Source organism: Azospirillum sp. 11R-A (assembly GCF_049472615.1).
GTDB classification, from domain to species: domain Bacteria; phylum Pseudomonadota; class Alphaproteobacteria; order Azospirillales; family Azospirillaceae; genus Azospirillum; species Azospirillum palustre.
Genome location: NZ_JBCEBL010000002.1, coordinates 360,800 through 381,668 on the forward strand (window position 1 = coordinate 360,800; position 20,869 = coordinate 381,668).

General features: G+C 68.6%; 18 protein-coding genes. 7 read left to right on the plus strand and 11 right to left on the minus strand.

Annotation, left to right across the window (positions count from 1 at the left end; translation table 11 throughout):
- Window positions 1-27: 27 nt before the first annotated feature.
- The 4 genes from hemP to ftsE all read right to left on the minus strand — a co-directional run bounded on the left by hemP (window position 28) and on the right by ftsE (window position 2,659).
- Window positions 28-192, minus strand: a complete 165-nt coding sequence (gene hemP, locus VH569_RS05285) for a hemin uptake protein HemP (RefSeq protein WP_098735831.1) — start codon at window positions 190-192, stop codon at window positions 28-30.
- Between the two features lie 137 nt (window positions 193-329).
- Complete coding sequence (locus VH569_RS05290; protein ID WP_423314513.1) at window positions 330-971, minus strand: YdcF family protein; 642 nt, start codon at window positions 969-971, stop codon at window positions 330-332.
- A 52-nt stretch (window positions 972-1,023) separates the two neighbouring features.
- Entirely contained in the window at window positions 1,024-1,917 is an 894-nt protein-coding gene (locus tag VH569_RS05295) for a cell division protein FtsX (protein ID WP_423314444.1), read from the minus strand.
- A gap of 4 nt (window positions 1,918-1,921) precedes the next feature.
- Window positions 1,922-2,659 (minus strand): cell division ATP-binding protein FtsE, encoded by a 738-nt coding sequence (ftsE, locus tag VH569_RS05300; protein WP_423314445.1) that lies wholly within the window; start codon window positions 2,657-2,659, stop codon window positions 1,922-1,924.
- Between the two features lie 159 nt (window positions 2,660-2,818).
- On the opposite strand from ftsE, the gene VH569_RS05305 reads away from it, so the two are divergent.
- The 4 genes from VH569_RS05305 to VH569_RS05320 all read left to right on the plus strand — a co-directional run bounded on the left by VH569_RS05305 (window position 2,819) and on the right by VH569_RS05320 (window position 6,952).
- Complete coding sequence (locus VH569_RS05305; RefSeq protein ID WP_376966357.1) at window positions 2,819-3,601, plus strand: lysophospholipid acyltransferase family protein; 783 nt, start codon at window positions 2,819-2,821, stop codon at window positions 3,599-3,601.
- Window positions 3,602-3,727: 126 nt separating this feature from the next.
- Window positions 3,728-5,569 (plus strand): DUF2491 family protein, encoded by a 1,842-nt coding sequence (locus VH569_RS05310; RefSeq protein WP_423314446.1) that lies wholly within the window; start codon window positions 3,728-3,730, stop codon window positions 5,567-5,569.
- A 27-nt stretch (window positions 5,570-5,596) separates the two neighbouring features.
- The gene (locus tag VH569_RS05315) at window positions 5,597-6,022 is read left to right on the plus strand and encodes a DUF350 domain-containing protein (protein ID WP_423314447.1); all 426 of its coding nucleotides are present in this window, start codon (window positions 5,597-5,599) and stop codon (window positions 6,020-6,022) included.
- A gap of 159 nt (window positions 6,023-6,181) precedes the next feature.
- Complete coding sequence (locus VH569_RS05320; RefSeq protein ID WP_423314448.1) at window positions 6,182-6,952, plus strand: hypothetical protein; 771 nt, start codon at window positions 6,182-6,184, stop codon at window positions 6,950-6,952.
- A gap of 140 nt (window positions 6,953-7,092) precedes the next feature.
- On the opposite strand, the gene VH569_RS05325 is transcribed toward VH569_RS05320, so the two are convergent.
- The 4 genes from VH569_RS05325 to VH569_RS05340 form a co-directional block, all read right to left on the minus strand.
- Complete coding sequence (locus tag VH569_RS05325) at window positions 7,093-7,782, minus strand: hypothetical protein (protein ID WP_423314449.1); 690 nt, start codon at window positions 7,780-7,782, stop codon at window positions 7,093-7,095.
- Window positions 7,783-8,022: 240 nt separating this feature from the next.
- Complete coding sequence (locus VH569_RS05330; protein WP_423314450.1) at window positions 8,023-9,540, minus strand: diguanylate cyclase; 1,518 nt, start codon at window positions 9,538-9,540, stop codon at window positions 8,023-8,025.
- Window positions 9,541-9,801: 261 nt separating this feature from the next.
- Window positions 9,802-11,214 (minus strand): replication initiation protein, encoded by a 1,413-nt coding sequence (locus VH569_RS05335; protein ID WP_423314451.1) that lies wholly within the window; start codon window positions 11,212-11,214, stop codon window positions 9,802-9,804.
- 712 nt (window positions 11,215-11,926) lie between these two features.
- Complete coding sequence (locus VH569_RS05340; protein ID WP_376966371.1) at window positions 11,927-12,679, minus strand: TSUP family transporter; 753 nt, start codon at window positions 12,677-12,679, stop codon at window positions 11,927-11,929.
- Window positions 12,680-12,822: 143 nt separating this feature from the next.
- Here VH569_RS05340 and VH569_RS05345 point away from each other — a divergent pair, with 143 nt between their 5' ends.
- From VH569_RS05345 to VH569_RS05355, 3 genes are all read left to right on the plus strand, one after another.
- Window positions 12,823-13,710 carry a LysR substrate-binding domain-containing protein gene (locus VH569_RS05345; protein ID WP_423314452.1) on the plus strand — a complete coding sequence of 296 codons (888 nt, stop codon included), beginning with the start codon at window positions 12,823-12,825 and terminating at the stop codon, window positions 13,708-13,710.
- 106 nt (window positions 13,711-13,816) lie between these two features.
- A complete protein-coding gene (locus VH569_RS05350; RefSeq protein ID WP_423314453.1) occupies window positions 13,817-15,049 on the plus strand; it encodes an MFS transporter in 1,233 nt (410 codons plus the stop codon).
- Window positions 15,050-15,076: 27 nt separating this feature from the next.
- Window positions 15,077-16,030, plus strand: coding sequence for an aldo/keto reductase (locus VH569_RS05355; RefSeq protein WP_423314454.1), 954 nt, complete (start codon window positions 15,077-15,079; stop codon window positions 16,028-16,030).
- A 22-nt stretch (window positions 16,031-16,052) separates the two neighbouring features.
- On the opposite strand, the gene VH569_RS05360 is transcribed toward VH569_RS05355, so the two are convergent.
- The 3 genes from VH569_RS05360 to VH569_RS05370 form a co-directional block, all read right to left on the minus strand.
- Entirely contained in the window at window positions 16,053-17,432 is a 1,380-nt protein-coding gene (locus VH569_RS05360; RefSeq protein WP_423314455.1) for a chloride channel protein, read from the minus strand.
- Window positions 17,433-17,581: 149 nt separating this feature from the next.
- A complete protein-coding gene (locus tag VH569_RS05365; RefSeq protein ID WP_376966383.1) occupies window positions 17,582-17,776 on the minus strand; it encodes a hypothetical protein in 195 nt (64 codons plus the stop codon).
- Window positions 17,777-18,337: 561 nt separating this feature from the next.
- A complete protein-coding gene (locus VH569_RS05370) occupies window positions 18,338-20,602 on the minus strand; it encodes a carbohydrate-binding domain-containing protein (RefSeq protein ID WP_423314456.1) in 2,265 nt (754 codons plus the stop codon).
- Window positions 20,603-20,869: the final 267 nt, after the last annotated feature.

The window sequence follows — 20,869 nt, forward strand, 5'->3', positions numbered from 1 at the left end:
TTCCCGGAAGGTTCTTTGAAGGTCGTTTTATTTGGTCAGGATCAGCTTGTTGGCGCGGGTCACACGCAGGCGGTAGCTCTGCCCGGCGTGCTGGATCACGATCTCGCGGCTGCCCGACATCAGGCGGCCGGATTCGACCACCGGCAGGGATGCGGCGAAGGAAGCGGGAACGGAGACGGCGCTGTCGTGCATGGCGAGTCTTTCTTGCTGGACGGACGTTGCGGTTGGCGATGTCCGGGCGTGAACCCTGGACAGGACCCTAACCCTGCCCGCTACCAATTGCAAGTCATTCTCATTCGCTTTTGAAAATTGGCATCCTTGTCCCAGGATCAGTCCCGAACCGCGCGGCGGACCGCCCAGCGCAGCCCCACCACCAGCAGCTTGTTGTATTCGTTGACCAGCAGGTTGGCGGTGCCGGGCCACATCCACCAGTCGTCGAGATGGACGGTGGGGGCGACGACGGGATGGGGAACCAGTTCGACGTCGGGCATCGCCATCGACAGCTCCAGCAGGCTGCGGCGCATGTGATAGTTGGCCGTCACCAGCCGCAGCGACCGGAATCCCTGGTCGCGCATCCAGTCGGCCGTCTCATAGGCGTTGCCGATGGTGCTGTCGGCGGAATAGCCCAGCGTGATGCAGCACTCCATTTCGGTCGGGGAGTGGCGGGACAGCTTCAGCAGTTCCTGCACATCCACCCCGTCATAGACGCCGGAGACGAACAGCTTCCTCGCGCGGCCGGCGGCGAGCAGTTCAAGCCCGGTGCCCAGCCGGTGGCTGCCGCCGGTCAGCACGACGATGGCGTCGGTCGGACGGTCGGCATCGTCGCCGCTGGGGGACGAGCGCGGCACGTCGGCCGCATACCAGAACAGCCCACCCAGCCAGACGGCCGCCAGCACCAGCATGCCGGCGATCACATGCGCAATCGCCCGCGCCATCATTCCGCCGCCGCGCCGCCGGTGACCGTGGCTCATCATGGTGCCGCCCAACCCCCGATCCCAGACATGGCTCCACTCATGGCCCGACTCATGGCATGGACTCCAGCGTGCGCAGCACGGTCCAGCGCGCAGTGACCAGCGCTAGAAGGGCCAGCCCCGCCGGCACCAGCAGCAGAGCCCCCCATTGCCAGGGCTGCAACGACAGGTCGGGCAGCAGGCTGGCCCGCAGCCCCTGGGAGGCGCGGTGCAGCCCATACAGCGTGCCGCCGGCCAGCAGCAGCCCGATCCCGCCGCCGCGCAGGCTGCGGCCCACCACATGCCGCTCGAACTGGCGCGAGACATAGCGGTCGGTGGCGCCCATCAGATGCAGCAGTTCCACCATCGGCCGGTGGATGGCAAGGCCGGTGCGCACGGCGAAGACAACGGTCATCACCGCCGCCGCCCCGATCAGCACCACCACGCCCAGCGCCGCCAGCCGGATCGCCCCGGCGAAGGAGCGCAGATCGGCCAGCCACACCGCATGGTCGTCCAGCGTCGCCCCCGGCGCGGCGGAGGTCAGGCGCAGGCGGAGCGCACCGACATCGACCGGCCCGTCGGCGACGACGTCGATCAGCCGCGGCATCGGCAGCAGCGGGTCCGCCGCCCCCGCCCCCAGCCAGGGCTCCAGCAGCCGGGCGATCTCCCCCCCGCCCAGCAGGGTCGCCGACCGGATGCCGGGGACGGAGCGCAGGACGGTCAGCGCCGCCTCCGCCCGCTCGTCCAGCGGGGCGACGGGAGCGCCCGGCATCGGCGCGACCTGCACGGTCAGGCCGCCGGCCAGCCCGCTGTCCCAGCGCTGGGCCATGTCCGTCACCAGCATGGCGCCGGCCAGCGCCAGCGCCGCCAGGAACGCCATCAGCGCGGCGATCCAGCCGAGAAAGCGCGAGGAGGGATCGACCGCCAGCGGCAGGTCGGAACGGGGCCGCACCGGACGAAGCGCCATGCCGCTACTCCCACCTTGGGTCGATAGGGCCAGGGTCACTGGCCCGTACGTCCTTCGCACGGGCCTCTTGAGCACGGCCGCGCGCCGGCAGCACCATCAGCCGGCCATTGTCGAGATGAAGGCGCGGATGGTCGAACCGGCGGATCAGCGCCTCGTTGTGGGTGGCGATCACCACGGTGGTCCCCAGCTTGTAGAGTTCCTCGAACAGGTAGAGCAGCCGCATGCCGATGCCGTCGTCGACGTTGCCGGTCGGCTCGTCGGCCAGAAGCAGCCGCGGCCGGTTGATCACCGACCGCGCGATGGCGACCCGCTGCTTCTGCCCGCCCGACAGGGTCGAGGGCGTGGCGTGCAGATGGTTGCCCAGCCCGACCCAGCGCAGGATCTCGCTGCAATGGGCGACCACGTCGGCCTCCGGCGTGCCGGCCATGCGCAGCGGCAGCGCCACATTGTCCAGCGCCGACAAATGGTTGAGCAGGGCGAAATCCTGGAACACCACGCCGATCTGGCGGCGCAGTTCCGGCAGGTCGCGGCGGGTCACCATCGCCATGTCGCGGCCGAACAGGGTGACCAGCCCGCGCGACGGCCGGTGGGCCAGGTACATCAGCTTCAGCAGCGACGATTTGCCCGCCCCGCTGGCACCGGTCAGGAAATGGAAGGATCCCGGCTGAAGGGTGAAATTGATGTCCCGCAGCACCTCCGCCTCGGTGCCGTAGCGCAGGCCGACATTCTCGAAACGGATCACGGTTCCACCACAGCTCGCCATCCCTCCACGCCGGGACAATGCACCCGGTGGGGAGCGGAGTCCACCCTGCCCGGCAAACGGCCGCCATCCGCCGGCCGTCCTCTCCCGCACTGCGCGGAATACTTGAGAAGTCGGTGAAGACCTGACAAGTTGCCGGCCATGATCTGGATTCGGTCCCTCGCCTTCAACATCGCGTTCCACCTCTGGACCGCGCTGATGTGCTTCGCCCTGCTGTGGATGCTGCTGCTGCCGCGTCCGCAGATGGTCGCGGTGGTGAAATGGTATCTCAGCACCGTCGGCTGGCTGGAGCGCACGCTCGTCGGCATCCGCTACGAGGTGCGCGGGCGGGAGAACCTGCCCGACGGTCCCTTTCTGCTGGCGGCCAAGCACCAGTCGGCGTGGGAAACCATGAAGCTTCACCTGCTGGTGAAGGACCCCGCGATCATCCTGAAGCGCGAGCTGATGTGGATCCCGATCTGGGGCTGGTATGCCGCCAAGGCGAAGATGATCCCGGTCGACCGCGGTGCCGGCGGGGCGGCGATCAAGTCGCTGATCCGCAACTCCCGCCCGGTGCGGGACGAGGGCCGCCCCATCGTGATCTTCCCCCAGGGCACCCGCGTGGCGCCGGGCACCTACCGGCCCTACCGCATCGGCGTCGGCATGCTCTATGACAGCCTCGGCATTCCCATCGTGCCGATGGCGCTGAATGCCGGCCTCTATTGGCCGCGCCACAGCTTCCTGAAGTACCCCGGCACGGTGGTGGTGGAGTTCCTGCCGCCGATCATGCCCGGACAGCCGCGCGCCGAAGCGATGCGCGACCTGGAGGAGCGGCTGGAGGCCGCGAGCGACCGCCTCGTCACCGCAGCCGGCGGTCCACCCACCCTGCGCCCGCCGCCACCGGAACCGGCACAGAGCAAGCGGACGGCGACCGCCGTCTCCTGACGAAAGGCATAGGGGCCGGTCGCGACGGTTAATCCCTTGAGCGCCGCCGCGTATCTGCCTACCCTCGCGCAACGAATCGCCGGGAGGGCCGGTTGAACCGGCTCCGGATGACGCGCGAGAGGACGGATGACGCAGACCGCGAAGCCCCCCAGGCCTACCCGGTATCAGGATCGCTGGACAGAGCGATGGCGCGCAGCCGCCGTCGCCCTGCTGATGATGGTGCAGCCGCTGGCGGCCCCCGTCGGCACCATCCTGACCGCTCCCGCGGCCCCCGCCCCGCTTGCAATCGCTGTCACCGCAGCAGCCGTCACGCTGGCGCCGGGCGAGGCCGAGGCCCGCGCCGGGTCCAGCAGCAGGTCGTCCGGCGGCTATTCGCGTCCGTCGCGCACCCCGTCCGTCGGCAGCAGCAGCGGCGGCAGCGGCGGATACTCCCGCCCCTCCACCTCGCGCACGCCCTCCACCGGAAGCGGCGGCTGGTTCTCCGGCGGGTCTTCGAGTTCGAGCGGCGGCTATGCCCGGCCGGGCAACAGCGCCCCGTCGGTCGCCGCCCCGCCGACCTCGGCAGGGGACCGGACCTTCAGCCAGCAGGGCTCGGCCGACGCGCTGAACCGCTACCGCACCAAGCAGGAGGCCGACCGCACCCCGCCGGCCCAGCCGGGAGCGCCACCGCCCGCCGCCTCCACCCAGGGGCGGACCGGCGGGTCGAGCAGCTCCGGCGGGTCCAGCTGGGGCTGGGGCGGCTCCTCCTACCGCACGCCATCGACGCGCCCGGCGCCGGCCAACCCCTATGGCGGCTATGGCTGGAGCCCGCCGCCCTACACCGTCAGCGCCCCGCGCCGCTTCGGCGTCTGGGATGGGCTGTTCCTGTGGTTCATGCTCGACACGCTGACCCGGCCGGGCCATGCCGCCTTCTTCCACAACAACGCCGACGACCCGGGCTATCGCGAATGGCGCCAGGAGGCCGACCGGCTGGCCCGCGACAATGCGGAGCTGCGCGGCAAGCTGGACCAGCTCGACCAGTCGGTGGCGGCCCAGGCCGGCACCCCGCGCCAGGCCGGTCAGCTGCCGCCCGACGTGCCGGCGGATCTGGCCCGTGCCGATTCGGCCAGTTCGGTGGACAGCGCCAGCGCCGCGCAGGCGTCGCGCAGCTCCGGGCACGGCTTCTGGTGGTGGGGCCTGCTGCTGCTGGGAGCGGCGGTGCTGTTCCTGCTGTGGCGGGCGCGGCGGCGGATGGATGCGCCATCCAAACCGAATGCAGTCGCCAACAGCCCTGTTTCCAAGGGCTCTGGCTCCAAGGGAGGATCGGACGTGCCCCTGTTCGGAACGCTCGGCAACTATGTGAACCAGAAGCTCGGCGGCAAGGCCTACAGCCCATCGCTGTTCCGGCTGGGCATGACGGTCACCATCGACCCCACCCCCTTCCTGCTGGCGGAGAGCGCCACCAAGGTCAAGGCGCCGGACACCGGCACCGACCGGCTGGTGTCGATCGAGGCGGTGGGAACCGTCACCTCCGGCCCGGCGACCGTCTACCGCCTGCATCTGCCGGGAGGTGGTTTCTTCCAGATCCATCTCGGCCCCGACGGGCAGCCGGACGAGTGCCGCTATTTCACCCCCATCGACAGCGTCACCCCGTCCGACGAGGGCGAGTGGGGCTTCTGGCTGGACGATGCGGAGGGGATGATCGGCTGGCCGGAGTTCCAGACCAAGGACGGCAAGCTCTATCCCCGCATCTGGCAGCCGGGCGCCAGCCGCATCCAGCCCTTCACCCTCAGCGAGGCGCGCCAGACCCTGCGCGGGACCGAGACGGTGACCAGCCAGTCGATGCTGTACGGCGCCCCGACGAACGCCGGAGATCCGGCGCCCGCCACCGAATATATCCTGGTGGAGGCGGTGGAGCGCGCCGGCCGCGCGTCGGTCGAGATCGCCGCCGGCATCGACGTGAACCCCGCCTCCCTCTCCCTGTCCTAACCCCCACACGACAAGAGTGCCGGCCCCATGGAAAGCACCTTCGGTTCCATCCTGACCGCGCTCGGCACCGGCCTTCCGGTGCTGCTGGTCCAGCTCGCCGTCACGCTGGCGCTGCTGGCGGCCGGCGTCGCCGTCTATACCCGCATCACCCCCTTCGACGAGCGCCGGCTGGTGGCGGAAGGCAATGCCGCCGGCGGCCTGACGCTGGCCGGGTCCATCGTGGCGCTCGCCATTCCGCTGGCGGCGACGCTGGCGACCAGCAGCTTCCTGCTCGACATCGTGCTGTGGGGCGTGGTGGCGGTGATCCTCCAGCTGGTCGCCTTCGCCGTGGCGACCCTGCTGATCCGCGACCTGCGCGGCCAGATCGAATCGGGCAACGTCGCGTCGGCGGCGACGCTGGTCGGCGTCCAGCTCGGGGTGGCGGTGATCAACGCCGCCGCCATGGCCGGATGATCGGGGTCAAATGAACGGGGCCGGATAAAGAGAATCGCCCCCGAGAGGTAAGGATGGGGGTCTGGTTCCCGGATCGCTCCCACCCCATCTGTGCAGGCGAAGCGTCCGCGGCCTTGGTCCGGGGCGCCTCCAACAACCCTCCTTCGACAGGAATCAGCCATGCTTGCCTTCATCCGCAACCTTATGGGTGTCAAGACCGACCAGGCCGTCCAGGGCGCCATGGAGGCGCTGGTGCGCTGGGATCCGAAGTCCGCGACCGAGGCGGAGCTGCGGACCATGGAGCAGCATCTCGACGGGCTGGGCCGGCAGGTGGCAGAAGCCCGCGCCATCCATGACCGCGAGCAGCGCGAGGCCGACGAGATCAAGGCGCTGTCCGCCCAGCGCATGGCGGCGGCCGAGCATCTGCAGCGCCAGATCGACGGCGAGACCGACCCGTCGCGCAAGGCCGGCCTGGAAAAGAGCCTGGAGACCGTCGTCGCCATGCTGGAGGAGATGGCCCCCGACATCGAGCGCGAGGTCCGCGACGCGGTCGAAGCGCGCGAGTTCCTGGAGATGCTGGAGAAGAACTACGCCGAGGCCGGCGCCAAGCTGAAGGCCGCGCGCGCCGACCTGAACCGTGCCCAGCGCGACATGGGCCGCGCCGACCAGCAGCGCGCCATGGCCGAGCGTCAGGCCGAAGCCGCCCGTCAGGCCGCCGGCCTCGCCGGGGCCACCAGTGGGCTGACCGTCGCGCTGAAGGCGATGCAGGACACGGCAGCCAAGGATCTGGCCGCAGCGGAGGCCGCGAACGCCAAGGCCAAGCTGCTGCGCCCGTCGGCCCCGGAAAAGGAAGACCCCAACATCGCCGCCGCGCTGGCCGCCGCGTCGGGCAAGACCGCCCCGACCAGCCTGTCCGACCGTCTGGCGGCGCTGAAGGCCAAGCAGGGCTGAGGATTCGAGGGATCGGCGGGGGGAAGACTCCGCCGATCCTTACCTCCTGGGGGATGGAACAGCATGGAACGGTTTCCGGCTGCTGTTCCATCGTCACCGCCCCGCCCACCTCGCAAACGGCCGCCTTACAAACGGTCGCCTCACAGACGGTCGAAGGCGGCCTGTCCACCCTTGCGCTCCAGCGCCGAGCCGAGGGTGGGATAGGGATCGTCGGGGTTGAGGGTGTAGGGATAGACGCCCTTCGGCCCCACCGCTTCCGGGCGGGCGAGGATGGCGGCGACGGCGCGCGGGTCCGGGGGAGTACGTTCGCGGAAGGCGCCGGGGATGCTGTCGTCGTCGAGATCGGAGACGATCCCGGTGGCAAGGTCGGTGGCAGACACGGCAGACAGGTCTTGCGACGGCTGCGGGGGTTGCGGCTGTTGTGCCGGGTGTGCGGCGAGCCCGTCGAGGATGCCGAGCCGGTCAGCCAGCCAGCGCACGGTGGAGGGATCGCCGGAGGAGACCAGCCGCTCGATCTGCTCGACCACCAGACTGCGCAGCGACGAGAGGCGCAGGTCGGCCTCGCGGTTCAGGGCCTGACGTTCCCACCACACCCTGTGACGGAAATCCTTGGAGCCGTAATAGGCCCGCCACAGGGTGGTGCGGCTGCATCCCATGGCGCGGGCGACATAGAGGAAGCTGCTGCCGCGCGCCAGCATGCCGGCGGCCATGATCCACTGCTCCTCATGGAACTGCGAACCGGGGACCAGAGAGCCTGCCGACGGCACCGGCGGCTCTTGGGCCCAGAGGGGGAAATTATCGTTCTGGAAGGTACGGCTGTCGAGGGCCATGGCGTCGCTCCGCAAGCTGAAAGGACATGTGCGGAGAGGTTATAGGAAATATATCCTTTCATGGGGCGTTTTTGTGCAAAACGCGCGGCGCGCCAACGATTGAGCGTTCCTTCCAGACGTCGTAGCAGGGCGGCAATCCTCTCCCGCCCGCCGTCCAACAGACCAGCCAGAAGCGGGACCACCGATTCGGCACACGGGCGCCCGGCATCGCTGACAGCGACAAGCCTGATCTGGTCCAGATCAGGCTATGGCCCTGTCATCGCAGGACGGACAGGGCTCCTGCGCCGATTCATGAATGAACCAGGCCCCCTTTCCCATCTGCTTGGCACGGTACATCGCTGCGTCCGCCTGACGGAGGGAACAGGGCAGATCGTTGCAGGAGCCGGCGGTGAGCGAAATTCCAATGCTGCACCCGACCCCCATATCCAGATCGCGGACTTCAGTGATGATGCGGGTGGCCACGCTGGTGGCTACGGTCTTGATATCGGGAACATGCCCGGACAGGCAGACGACGAACTCGTCGCCGCCAAGCCGGCCAAGCAGGTCGCCATCCCGGGTCGTCCGGCGCATGATCTCGGCCACCATCGTCAGAACCTTGTCGCCCTGATCGTGGCCTTGCCGATCGTTCACCGCCTTGAAGCCATCCAGGTCGATGTAGAGGAAGGCGAGAACCAGCCCCCTTTGGCCGGCGCTCTGGCGCATTCCCTCCGCCAACTCCAGGAACAGCCCGCGGGCGGGTAGCCCGGTCAGAGGATCGCGCCGCGCCTGATGAAGCTCGGCGCCCAATTGCAGCGCGACGCTTTCGGCTTCCAGTGCGCGCATCTGATTCCGGTGACCGCTGCGGATCATCCGGGCACTCGCCACAAGCAGCAGAAGCACAAGCGTCGTGGTCATGGTCACTTCGGCAACGAACCACAGCGACCGGACCCGCCATGCGGCGAAGGCCGACTCCCCCTCGATCCCGGCATAGACGACGAGGTTCAGATCCGGAATGAGCCTGTAGGCGGCGAGCCGTTCCTTTCCGTCCAACACGGATTGCGACCAGTAGGTGCCGACCGGTGCCTGCGGGAGCTGCTCCCGAAAGAGCTGCCCATTCCGGTTGTTCTTGCCGAGATTGGCGGCGAGATCCGGTTGCCGGGCAACGATCTCGCCATCGGTGCGGAAGACTGTGACGGTGGTATCAAGCCCGAACGACATCATGGCGTAGAAGTTGACCAGCCATTCAGTTTTCATCCCGGCGCTCGCGACGCCGATGATGTCGCCGGTCCAGTCGCGGATCGGCCGCGAGATGGTGAAGACGATGCGGTTGTCCAACCGGCTGCGCAGCGCCGGGCTGACCACGAGATCGGCCCCCGCCAGCACCGCCTGGAAATGGGGGCGGTCGGCGATGTTGAGCGGCCCGTCCATCTGACGGCCGGTGCCGGCAACGCCATTGCCTTTGGTGTCGAACAGCCAGAGGGTTTCCCCACCGTCCACATTGGCGAGCGCATCGCGCAGCCGACGCCAATAGATGGGGTTCTGTACGGCCCCCAGACTGCCGGCCTCGTCGACCAGGGTTGCCGCCTGACGCAGGGCGATGTCGGCGCCTTTTGTCGTGTGCAGAACGTGAGCTTCGACGACTTTGGCCATGTCGGCGGCAAGCGCCTCCATCCGTGCGGAGGTTCGCTGCCGGTCCTGCCAGACAAGGTGGGTCGTCATCATAACGACAGCAGCCAAGGCCAACGCAGCGGCAAGCAGGGGGCTGAAGTGTCTCTGCATGGAAACTCCGTTGCGACGGACGCTGACTGCAGGAGGCCCACGCAAACACTATGCCGAAAGAAATAGTCTGATTCTTCAGGCCTTACCCGCAGTTGAAGCGGTCAACCGTCGCAAACCGCCTCGCAGAGTTGGAGGCTCCACCCCAAAATGCTCTGGGTTTCCCGCATAACGCGACAGGCTGACCGCTCCGTCGCATGGGAATGACGGCTGAGAGAGGCGCGTGACGCGATTCGATGGGAGGCGAAGCGCGGCCCCCGATCCTTACGTCTCGGGGGAGGCCGCCTTCGCCGTCTTCGCCTTGCGCGCCGCCACTTCGAACGCGACGTCCTCGATCAGCCCGCCGGTCAGCGAGGACAGGGCCGACTTCAGGCTCGGCCAGTGATTCATGCGGGCGGTGTCGGCGACGGCGGCGTTCCTGGCCATCAGGACGAGGCGGCGGCCGCCCTGGGGGGCTTCCTCCACCCGGTCCGGCTCCAGCTCGGCCAGCAGCGGGGCGGGAACCTTGCCCTTCAAAGCATGCAGCACGGCGGCCCACAGGGCGGTCACGTCGTCGGCGTCGGGCAGCGGGCCAAGGTCGGCGAGGCCGGCCTCCACCGGATCGGCGGGAGCCACGGTGTCGACCTTGCCGATGCGGCGCGCCCGGCGGCCGGCGCTGTGGCGTTCGCGCTCCAGATAGGTCTCGGCCGCTTCCTCCTCATCCTTGGCGAGGAATTCGAGGGTCACCGCCTCGATCTTGCGGCCTTTCCGCTTCATCTTGTCTTCCGGCATGCTGACGCGGAAGGGGGCGAGCTGGTTCACCTCGGCAATCGCGCGGTCGATGGTGCGGGTGCGCAGGATGCCGAAATCCTTGTAGGCGCCCTCCGGCACGTTCATCAGCTTGCGCAGCGTGTCGATGTCCAGCTCCAGCGACGGATAGTCCATCTGGTAGCGCTGCATGCCGATCTCGTACAGCTTCAGCGCGTAGGTGCTGGTGACCTTGACCATCGCCGGACCGGACAGCTTGGCCCACAGCTGCGACGAGCGCTGGATTTCCAGGAAGGCGTCGGTGAACTGGAAATGGATGTCGGCGGCGTCGCTGTCCTCCTCCTCCTCCGGCCGGACATAGCTGGAGAGGATGCGCAGTTCCGCGCGCGACCGCCGGCCGCGGAAGGGGCCGATGACCACGAGGCTGGAATCGAAGATTTCCTTCAGCGCGTCGAAGATGCGCTCGTTGCCCTTGTGGTTGCCGCGCACCACGCGCTTGGGCATCCGGTAGAGCTTGTTGGCGAAATTCTGGCTGCCGGCGAGATGGATCATGAAGTTCAGCATCTTCTGCGCCGGCAGCGACAGGCGCGTGCCGTTGGCGGGATAGCTGTAGACCGCCTCCGCCGCCTTGATCAGATGCTTGTAGCCGTCGCGCTCGAAGGTGGCGCTGGCGACGCGGGCGGTCAGGCCGGCGACCGGAGCCGCGGAGTCGGCACTGACGGCCGGCAGCGTCGCCGCACTGCCGTCGCCGTCGATCACCGCGCCGCCGGCCAGATCCTGCGGGCCTAGCACCACCAGCCCCGGTCCGCCCTTCGCCGGTTCCGCAATCCTGTCGGCAGTCATCGGGGCCGCCATGGGCGCAGCCGCGTCCGACGGGACGGACTCCTCCGCCACCGTGCTGCGCGCCTTCCTGCGCCCCGTCCCCGCCATAGCCGTCCTCCGCCAGAATCGGGGGAGGCTAAATCAATCCTTACCAGAAAAACAAGTAAGGAAAGGGTCGCGCCGCAGAATCCTTTTCATCCTTACGCCCTGGGGGCGGAACCCTTACGCCCCGGGGGGTGTGCGAATCGCCCCCACCCGGTAAGGCTGTTTCCCCCAGGCTGTAAGGAAGATTCGCAGCGACTCGCGGACTCGCCTGGAGATTCGCGCCGACGAATCCTCTTAAAAGGGAAAGGGAGTCGCAAAGGCTTGCCAAGTGCCAGATCCGCAACGGCTTCTAACGTGCGAATCTCGCCCGAAACTGCCCTTCCGCATCCTTACCCCTCTCGAATCGGTCCGACTCGATTCGCCAAAAGCGCCTTCAGGGGATGCGCTCCATCCTTACTCCGTGGGGGAGTGACCCCAGTTTTGCTGTCCGGGGCTCTGTGGGCAAGCGCAATCCTTACGGCTTGGGGGCGCTCAAAGACGGATCCAGGCCCCCAAGGGGTAAGGATCGAGGCATTCAAGGGAGCGCATCGTCCGATTCTGAGCCATGCCAGGAGTCACAGGCCCTTAAACGCCCCCAGGATGTAAGGAAGCCCGCCCCCAAGCCGTAAGGATCGGGGAGCGGGCCTGTCGTGCGCATCGGGCCGGAGTGTGGCCCCCAGGGAGTAAGGATAGGGAAGAAGGAACGGGATAAAACTTTGTTATATAATGTTTTTTCTTAATGGGCCGCGAGCAGGAGAAGCCCCTGGCCGAGATAGACGCTGGCGGTTCCCATCACCAGATAGCGGCTCCACAGGCGGAACTGGGCGTCGCTCATGCGGTCGAGGACGCGGCGGGAGAGATTCGTGCCGATCAGCGCCATGGCGATCGACATCAGGATCACCGTCGATTCCACCGTCTCGTCGCCGCTGCCGGCCACCAGCGGGGCGAAGTAGACGATCTTGACCAGATGGCCGACCGACTGGATGGCAGCCTTGGTGGCGACCACGCTCTGCCGGGTCATGGCGCTGCGGATGAAGAAGGTGTCGAGCAAGGGGCCGGAGATGCCGGCGAGCAGCTGGATGCCCATGCAGAGGAAGCCGCCCAGAACGCCATGCAGCGGCTTCTGCGCGTTCAGCGCCCAGCGGGCGGGGATGGCCAGCGCCAGGAAGGGCGTCAGCCCCAGGATCAGCAGCGACACCGCCCGGTCCGGCACGGCGCCGGCCAGGGCGAACAGCAGGCCGGCGACGGAGCCGCCCAGCGCGAAGCGCAGGATGACCGGCCAGACGACATGGTTCCGCCACAGCCATGCCCGCCAGCCGTTGGAGGCGAACTGCGTCACGCCATGCAGAAGCATCGCCGACGGCACCGGCAGCAGGATCAGCAGCAGGCCCATCAGCACCATGCCGCCGGCCATGCCGAACAGGCCCGACAGAAACGAGGTCACGAGAACGGTGAGGCCAAGCCCCACCATCAGCGGAAGCGTCAGCATGAATCGCCTGAATGCAAGAGAGGGAATGCCAGAGAGGATGCCCGGAAACTCTCACGCGCGCGGTTGCGCCGCAAACGGCATTGTTCGATGCTCAGCCCCAGGAAAAGTTGGGGTGGGATCGGAATGACCTTGGGGATGGACGCATGCGCCGCCTGCCCTCGCTGAACGGGCTGCGCGCCTTCGAGGCGGCGGCCCGCCATCGCAGCTTCACCGCGGCGGCGGCGGAACTGCACGTTTCGCAGGCGGCGGTCAGCCGGATGGTGAGGCTGCTGGAGGACCGGCTGGGCTTCGCCCTGTTCGACCGCCGGGCCAACGCGCTGGAACTGACCGAGCGCGGCCGGGCGCTCCAGCCGGCGCTGACCGACGCGTTCGACGGCATCGCCCGGCGGGTCGAGCAGGTGTCGGCGATGCGGGCCGGGCCGGTGCTGACGGTCGGCATGGGGGCGACGGTGGCGGTGCGCTGGCTGATCCCGCGCCTGTCGGGCTTCCACCTCGACCATCCGGAGATCGAGGTGCGGATCGCCACCGGCGGGGCCGGGGCGCCGATGAACGACGACTGGACCTGCGCCGTCCTGCTCGGCGACGGCCAGTGGCCCGGCTATGAGGCGGAGCGGCTGTTCTCCTCCAGCCTGGAGCCGGTCTGCGCGCCGCGGCTGGCGGCGGCGCTGTGCAAGCCGGCGGATCTGGCCGGCGCCACGCTGCTGCACGTCTCGCATTGGGGGGAGGACTGGCCGCGCTGGCTGGATGCCGCCGGGGTGGCCGATCCTATGCTGGCCTCGGGAACGCGGGGGCTGTCCTTCGGCAGCTATGCCATGACCTTGCAGGCGGCCATCGACGGCGTCGGGGTGGCGCTGGCGCCGCGGCTCTACAGTGCGGACGACATCGCCGCCGGGCGCCTCGCCGCGCCCTTCGCGCTGGCGGTGCCGATGGTCCATTCCTGGTATCTGGTCTATCGCGCCTCGCGCCGCGAGGATGGCGGCTTCGGCGCCTTCCGCGACTGGCTCTACCGGCTGCGCGCCGAGATCGCCTGAGGAGATCGCGTGAGGAGGCGCATGGCCGGGCGGCGCAATTGACCGATGCGCCGGCCGCGGGTGCCGACATAGGCTGTGCGCTGTTCTGTCTCAGTTTCGACCCGTCATGACCGCACAGGACCGCGCGATGCCGCCCACCGCCGCCCCTCTCTCTACCGAAGACTCCGCCCACCCGGCGCTGTCGCGCTCGCTCGTCCTGCTGATGGCGCTGGCCTGCGGCGTGGTGGTCGCCAACATCTATTATGCCCAGCCGCTGGTCGGGCTGATCGGCCCGGCGGTCGGGCTGTCGCCGGAGACCGCCAGCCTCGTCGTCACCCTGACCCAGGTCGGCTACGGCGCCGGGCTGATCCTGCTGGTGCCGCTGGGCGATTTGCTGGAGAACCGCCGGCTGGTGGTGGTCACCCTGTCCAGCACGGTCCTGGCCCTGCTGGTGGCGGCGGTCGCCCCCACCGCGTCCCTGTTCCTGGCGGCGTCCTTCCTGATCGGCGTCACCTCGGTCGCCGTGCAGATGCTGGTGCCGCTGGCCGCACACATGGCGCCGGAGGCCTCGCGCGGGCAGGTGGTCGGCAATGTGATGAGCGGGCTGCTGCTCGGCATCCTGCTGGCCCGCCCGGTGTCGAGCCTGATCGCCGACAGCCTGGGCTGGCGGGCGGTCTTCGTCCTGTCGGCGGTGGCGATGGTCGGCTTCGCCGTCCTGCTGTGGCGGGTGCTGCCGCAGCGCCGGCCGACGAGCCGGTCGAGCTACGGCGCGCTGCTCGGCTCGCTGGGGCGGCTGCTGGTGCGGACGCCGGTGCTGCAACGGCGGACCGTCTACCAGACCATGATGTTCGCCGCCTTCAGCCTCTACTGGACCTCGGTGCCGCTGCTGCTGGCGGGGGCGCCCTTCCATCTCAGCCAGCGCGGCATCGCGCTGTTCGCCCTGTCGGGGGCGGCGGGCGCGCTGGTCGCGCCGATTGCCGGGCGGATCGCCGACCGCGGCTGGACCCGGCCGGCGACCGGCTTCGCCCTGGCGATGGCGGCGCTGTCCTTCTTCGTGGCGCGTGCCGGCGAGGGCTCCATCGCGCTGCTGGTGCTGGCCGGGCTGCTGCTCGACATGGGCGTGCAGATGAACATGGTGCTGGGGCAGCGCGCCATCTATTCGCTGGGGGCGGAGACTCGCAGCCGGATGAACGCCATCTATATGGCGATCTTCTTCCTGGGCGGGGCCGCCGGCTCGGCGCTCGCCGGCTATGCCTTCGCCGTCGGCGGCTGGGCGCCGGTGACCTGGATCGGCTTCGCCTTTCCCGCCATCGGCCTGCTGTTCTACCTGACCGAATTCCGCGGGCGGCCCGCCGCCTGACCTGTGATCTTCAAAGGAGACGATGCAATGGATCGACGCCCGCTTGGTCGTAGTGGCCTGACTGTGTCCCCGCTCTGCTTCGGCGGCAACGTGTTCGGCTGGACCGCCGACGAGGCCACCTCCTTCCGGCTGCTCGACGCCTTCGTCGATGCCGGCTTCAACTTCGTCGACACCGCCGACGTCTATTCGGCCTGGGCCCCCGGCAACACGGGCGGCGAGTCCGAGACCATCATCGGCAAATGGATGAAGAGCCGCGGCAACCGCGACCGCATCGTGCTGGCGACCAAGGTCGGGTCGGAGATGGGGCCGGGGAAGAAGGGGCTGTCGCCCGCCTGGATCCGGACGGCGGTGGAAGACTCGCTGAAGCGGCTCCAGACCGACCGCATCGACCTCTACCAGTCGCACTGGGACGATCCCGAAACCCCGTTCGAGGACACGCTCGGCGCCTACAAGGAGCTGATCGACCAGGGCAAGGTCCGGGCCATCGGCGCCTCCAACCTGACCGCGGCCCGGCTGCGCGAGGCGCTGGAGGTCAGCGCCCGCACCGGCCTGCCCCGCTATGAGACCCTGCAGCCGGAATACAACCTCTACAGCCGCGAAGGCTACGAGGCGGAGCTTGAGGGGATTTGCCGGGAGAATGGGCTGGGCGTCATCAACTACTATTCGCTGGCCGCCGGCTTCCTGACCGGCAAGTACCGCTCGGCGGAGGATGTCGGCAAGAGTGCGCGCGGCAACGGGGTGGTGTCGAAATACCTGAACGAGCGCGGCCGGGCGATCCTGGCGGCGCTGGACGAGGTCGCCGGCCGGCATGGGGCGACGCCGGGACAGGTGGCGATTGCCTGGCTGATCGCGCGGCCCGGCCTGACCGCCCCCATTGCCAGCGCGTCGAAGCCGGAGCAGATGGGCGACCTGATCGCCGCCGCCCGGCTGCGGTTGGATGCCGACGACATCGCGCAGCTGGACCGGGCCAGCGCTTACTGAGGGCGCTTACCGGGGCGTCAGGTCAGGGCGAGGGGATCGCCGCCGCCTTGGGCGGGGCCGGCTTGCCGGCCTCGTCGGTCCGCAGCACCGCCAGGAGGGCGTCGGCCATGGCGTGGTAGACCGAGTGCGGGCAGACCAGACGCGACAGCGTGGTGGCAAGCGCGGCGCTCAGCATCAGCGGCAGCAGCATGTCGGGCGACGCGCTCATCTCCGTCACGATGACGACGGCGGTCAGCGGCGCCTGAACGACGCCGGCGAAATAGGAGACCATCGACAGCAGCACCACCGCCTCCAGCGAGGTGCCCGGCAGCAGCCCGCCGATGATCGAGCCGATGCCCGCCCCCACCGACAGCGAGGGGGAGAAGATGCCGCCGGGAATGCCGCAGATGCCCGACAGGGCGGTCGCCAGCAGCTTGGCCGGGGCGTAGTACCAGGGCAGGGTCTCCACCCCGTCGAGCACGGCGCGGGCCTGCTCGTAGCCGGTGCCGAAGGTCAGGCCGCCGGTGGCGGTGCCGATGACGGCCAGGGCGAGGCCGCAGCCGAGCGCGACGAACACCGGATGGCGGCCAATCCGCCCGCCCAGGCCGCAGCGGATCCAGCGCGACAGCCACAGCAGCAGGCTGCTGAAGCCGCCGCCGGCCAGACCGCCGACGAGGCCGGTCGCCAGCACCGCCTTCCAGTCCTGCCAGCTTGCCGAGGCGGCGGTGTGGCCGAAATAGGCGTAGTTTCCGAGCAAGGCCACGGCGACCAGACCGGCCGCCACCACCGCGACCAGCACGAGGCCGCTGGTCCGCCGCTCGAAGCTGCGGGCCATTTCCTCGATGGCGAAGACGATGCCGGCCAGCGGCGTGTTGAAGGCCGCGGCGACGCCGGCCGCCCCGCCGGCCAGGATCAGCCCCGGTTCCCGCCCCAGCCCGGCGAGGGAGCCGGCCATCAGCATGATCGAGGCGCCGACCTGCACCGTCGGCCCCTCCCGTCCGATGGAGGCGCCGCAGGCCAGCCCGACCAGGGTCAGCAGGATCTTGCCCACGGCGATGCGCGGCGACAGCAGCCGGCGCTTGACCGCCGGATCCTGGACATGGCGGGCGGCGATGGCCTGGGGAATGCCGCTGCCCTGCGATCCCGGCACGACCCGCAGCGCCACCCAGGCCGAGACGGCCAGACCCAGCGGCGTCAGCAGGAAGGGCAGCCAGGGCGATGCCGCCTCCGCCAGCCGGAACAGCTGCTGGGCGTAATCGGCGGCGCGGGCGAACAGCACGGCGACCAGACCGACCACGCCGGCACCGGACCAGAACAGCAGGCGCCGACGCCAGTTCCTGGGCGACATCCAGACATGGCGGGGGCGGCGCAGCCCCTGGGTTAGCCGGGGAGGCAGCGGGTGGAGCGGACGGTTGGAAGGCATTGGACGGGCCGGACGCGGGGGGAACAGACGGGTGAAACGGCGGGAGGCCGAATTTAGGTCCGTCTTTCTCCGCAGAACCAGCGGCAGTCATGCAGATCTGGGGTCACGCGGGTCCGGGGGCAGGCCCTCTCACGCGTGAAAATCGGGCATCAGCGGCGGACGACGGTGACCGGCTGGGACCTCGAAGCGGAACGGTTGCTGCGCGAGGCGATGGCGGCGCCTTGCAGGGTCTGCTGGCTGCGGCGCTTCTGCGCCTGCTCGACCTCGCGGCGGAAATTGGGGCCGAGCGCCTCGTAGGCGGCCTTCAGCTCCGGGTCGTTCATCCAGATTTCGCGGCGATCCATGGTTTCCTCTTATATTGGCTGGCCGCCGGCCGGATGCCGGACAGACCTGCGGCGTGCCGCCCTTGCAGAGATCTGCATCGCGGGCGGGTCATCCGTCGTTTTTATCAGGATGACGCCAGCGTTCCTTTTGGAAGGCGGGAGCGGCATGACGACTGACAGGTTGGGGCGGTCGGTCTTCACTTCAAGATACGCCCGGTGTCGGATCGGGCGACTTTTCGAAAGCCATAACGCCCCGCCCAACCCAAGGTTCCAGCCGGGGGCTTATCGGCCGCAGGTGATAGGTCTGGGGGGAGAATTTCGCTTATGAGGCGGTTCCCCCCTCTCCCCCGCTCACGCGCAAACTTCGTTTGCGCTGACGCGACAGGCGGACCTTCGGTCCGCCGAAAGCGGGGAGAGGGTCGGGGTGAGGGGGATGCACGGGGAGGATTTGGTGGAGAATGGGGACTGCGCGACGCTTGAGGATCCTCGCCGCGCGACCCCCTCACCCTAACCCTCTCCCCGGGGGGGAGAGGGGATATGTCCCAGTCGTGGGAGAGGGGATCTTGTCGTGAGACGGCAGGATCAGGCGTGCAACAGGCCGATGTCGCTGTAGGCGATGTGGTCGAAGCCCAGGCCGTAGACCGGCGAGTTCGAGGCCAGGCTGAAATCGTCCGCACCCGGATTGACGAAGGCCGGGTTCAGGATCACCGAGCCCTTGTCGTAGCCGGCGGCCTGCCAGTTCGACAGCGTGCCCCAGGCGCCGCTCGACATCACCTGCGGCCAGGCGTCGAACTCCTTCTCGGCGGTGTTCAGGCTGCTGTAGAAGTTGTTGTGGAGGTTGCCGACATTGGCCGGGCCGTAGATGTGGACGGCCGTGCCCTCGCGCACGTCGATGACGTTGCCCGAGATGTCGTTGCTGGTCATCGTGTGGCCCTTCCAGCCGCTCCAGGCGACATCCTGCTGGAGGCCGATCTGGGCGCCGCTGTTGCCGGCGATGACGTTCTCGGTGACCGTGTTGTTCCAGCCGCCATGCAGGAAGACGCCGCCGATGTTGTCGTGGACGACGTTGCCCTTCACCGTGGTGCCGCTGGTCCAGTCGTCGAGATAGATGCCCCAGCTCGCCACGCTGCTCGACGGGTTGGTCGCGGTGGTGCCGGACACGTCGTTGTTGATGACGGTGTGGTTGGCCAGATCCTGCTGGCGGTTGATCAGGTAGATGCCGCCGCCGTCGTTGGACTCGAGGTTGGCGTTGATCACCTTGTTGTAGGAGATGGTCACGCGGTAGGCGGCGTCGCTGCCGTCCGTCTGGACCGAGCCGACGGCGATGGCCTTCTCCGGCGAGTTCTCGATCTGGTTGTGGGTGACCTTGACGTCCGAGCTGCCGTTGATCCAGATGCCGGCGTCGCCGCGGTCGGCGGCGTTCGGATGCCGGATCAGGTTGTCGGACACCAGCGTGGCGTTGGAGCCGGCCTTGACGAAGATCGACTCGGCGCCGGTGTTGTCGAACTGGTTGCCGGTGACCTTGCTGTTGGCGCTGTTCTGCACCGTGATGCCGTAGCCGCCGCCCTTGACCACATTGTTGGAGAAGGTCAGGCCAGCCGCATTGTCGGCGTAGACATAGTGGCCGCCGACGACGCCGTCGGCGAAGTTGAGCCCCTCGATGGTGACGTTCTTGGCGCCGCCGAGGCCGAAGGACACCGTGGCGTTGGAGCCGCCGTGGATCACCGCCTTTTCGCTGCCGTAGCCGACGAAATGCACGCCGCTGTCCTGGCCGTCCAGCCACAGCCCGTTCTGGCGGTAGTCGCCGCCGCGGATGTAGGTGGTGTCGATGTTCGGGTCGGCGCGCATCGCCAACTGGGCCTTCTGCAGCGAGGCGAAGGGACCGTCGGTGCCGTCGGCATTCGGCGCCGCCAGCTTGCCCGACCAGCTGTCCTTGCCGTTGGTGGCGACGTAGAAGGCCGGGCCGGTCGGGGTGGGATTGGTCGGGGTGGTGGGCGTCGTCGGCGTGGTGGGGGTGGTCGGGGTCGTCGTGGTGCCGGCCGGGAAATCGGAGGCCGGGGCGTTCACCACCAGCGTGCCGTTCCACCACATGCCCTTCTGGCCGGCGATCACGTCCTTGCCGTCGAGCGCGCCCTTGTCATAGCTGACGGCGCTGTCGGTCGCGGCGTATTTGTGGCCGTTGATCGAGATGCTGTTGACGGTCAGGCTGCGGTCCTGGCCGTTGATGACGGCATCGTTGTCGTACTGGATCTGCACCTTGTGCGCGACGCGGTCGGCGACGTCGGCGGTGAAGCTGAAATCCTTGGCGGCGGTGCCGGCGGTGCCCTCGCCGATCTGCTTGCCGTCGACCAGCACCTTGAAGTGGGCGTTGACGCCGCCCGCCGGGGTGCCGGAGGCGTTCACCACGATGGTGTCCTTGGCCGTCGTGCCCGCTGCGGGCGTCGCGGTGACGGCGGTGGGGAAATAGCTCTTGTCGGCGTTGACGACCAGCGTGCCGTTCCACCACAGGTTCGACTGGCCGGCGACGACGTCCTTGCCGTCCAGCGCGCCCTTGTCGTAGCTGACGATGCCGGCGGTCGGCGCGATCGTCTTGCCGCCGATGCTGATGCTGTTGACGGTCAGGCTGCGGTCCTGGCCGTTGATGACGGCGTCGTTGTCGTACTGGATCTGCACCTTGTGCGCGACGTCGCTGGTCAGCACGGGCGTGAAGACGAAATCCTTCGCCGTCGTGCCGGCGGCGCCCTCACCCACCTTCTGGCCGTCGACCAGCAGGGTGAAATGGGCGTTCACGCCGCCTGCGGCCTTGCCGAGCGCGTTCACGACGATCTTGGTAGCGGAAGTGGCCATCGGTTCGGTGTCCTCGCCTGATGTGCCCGTCTGCCTTGGCCGTTGCTTGGGGGCCGGCTTTCGGGGCCTGATGTCCGTTTTGGGCCTGAACCCGGATGCGGGACGCAGGATGGCGGGGTGCTGCGGGATCTTTGTGTGATGTTTGCCCTAAAAAGAGCGGAATCCGCGACAAATTGCGGACATCGGGGCTGGGGCCCTGTTGCGGCCGTTGTCGTGATTGCAGTGCAGCATTTCCGCAACAGCGCAGGCTACGAAACTTGCGGATTT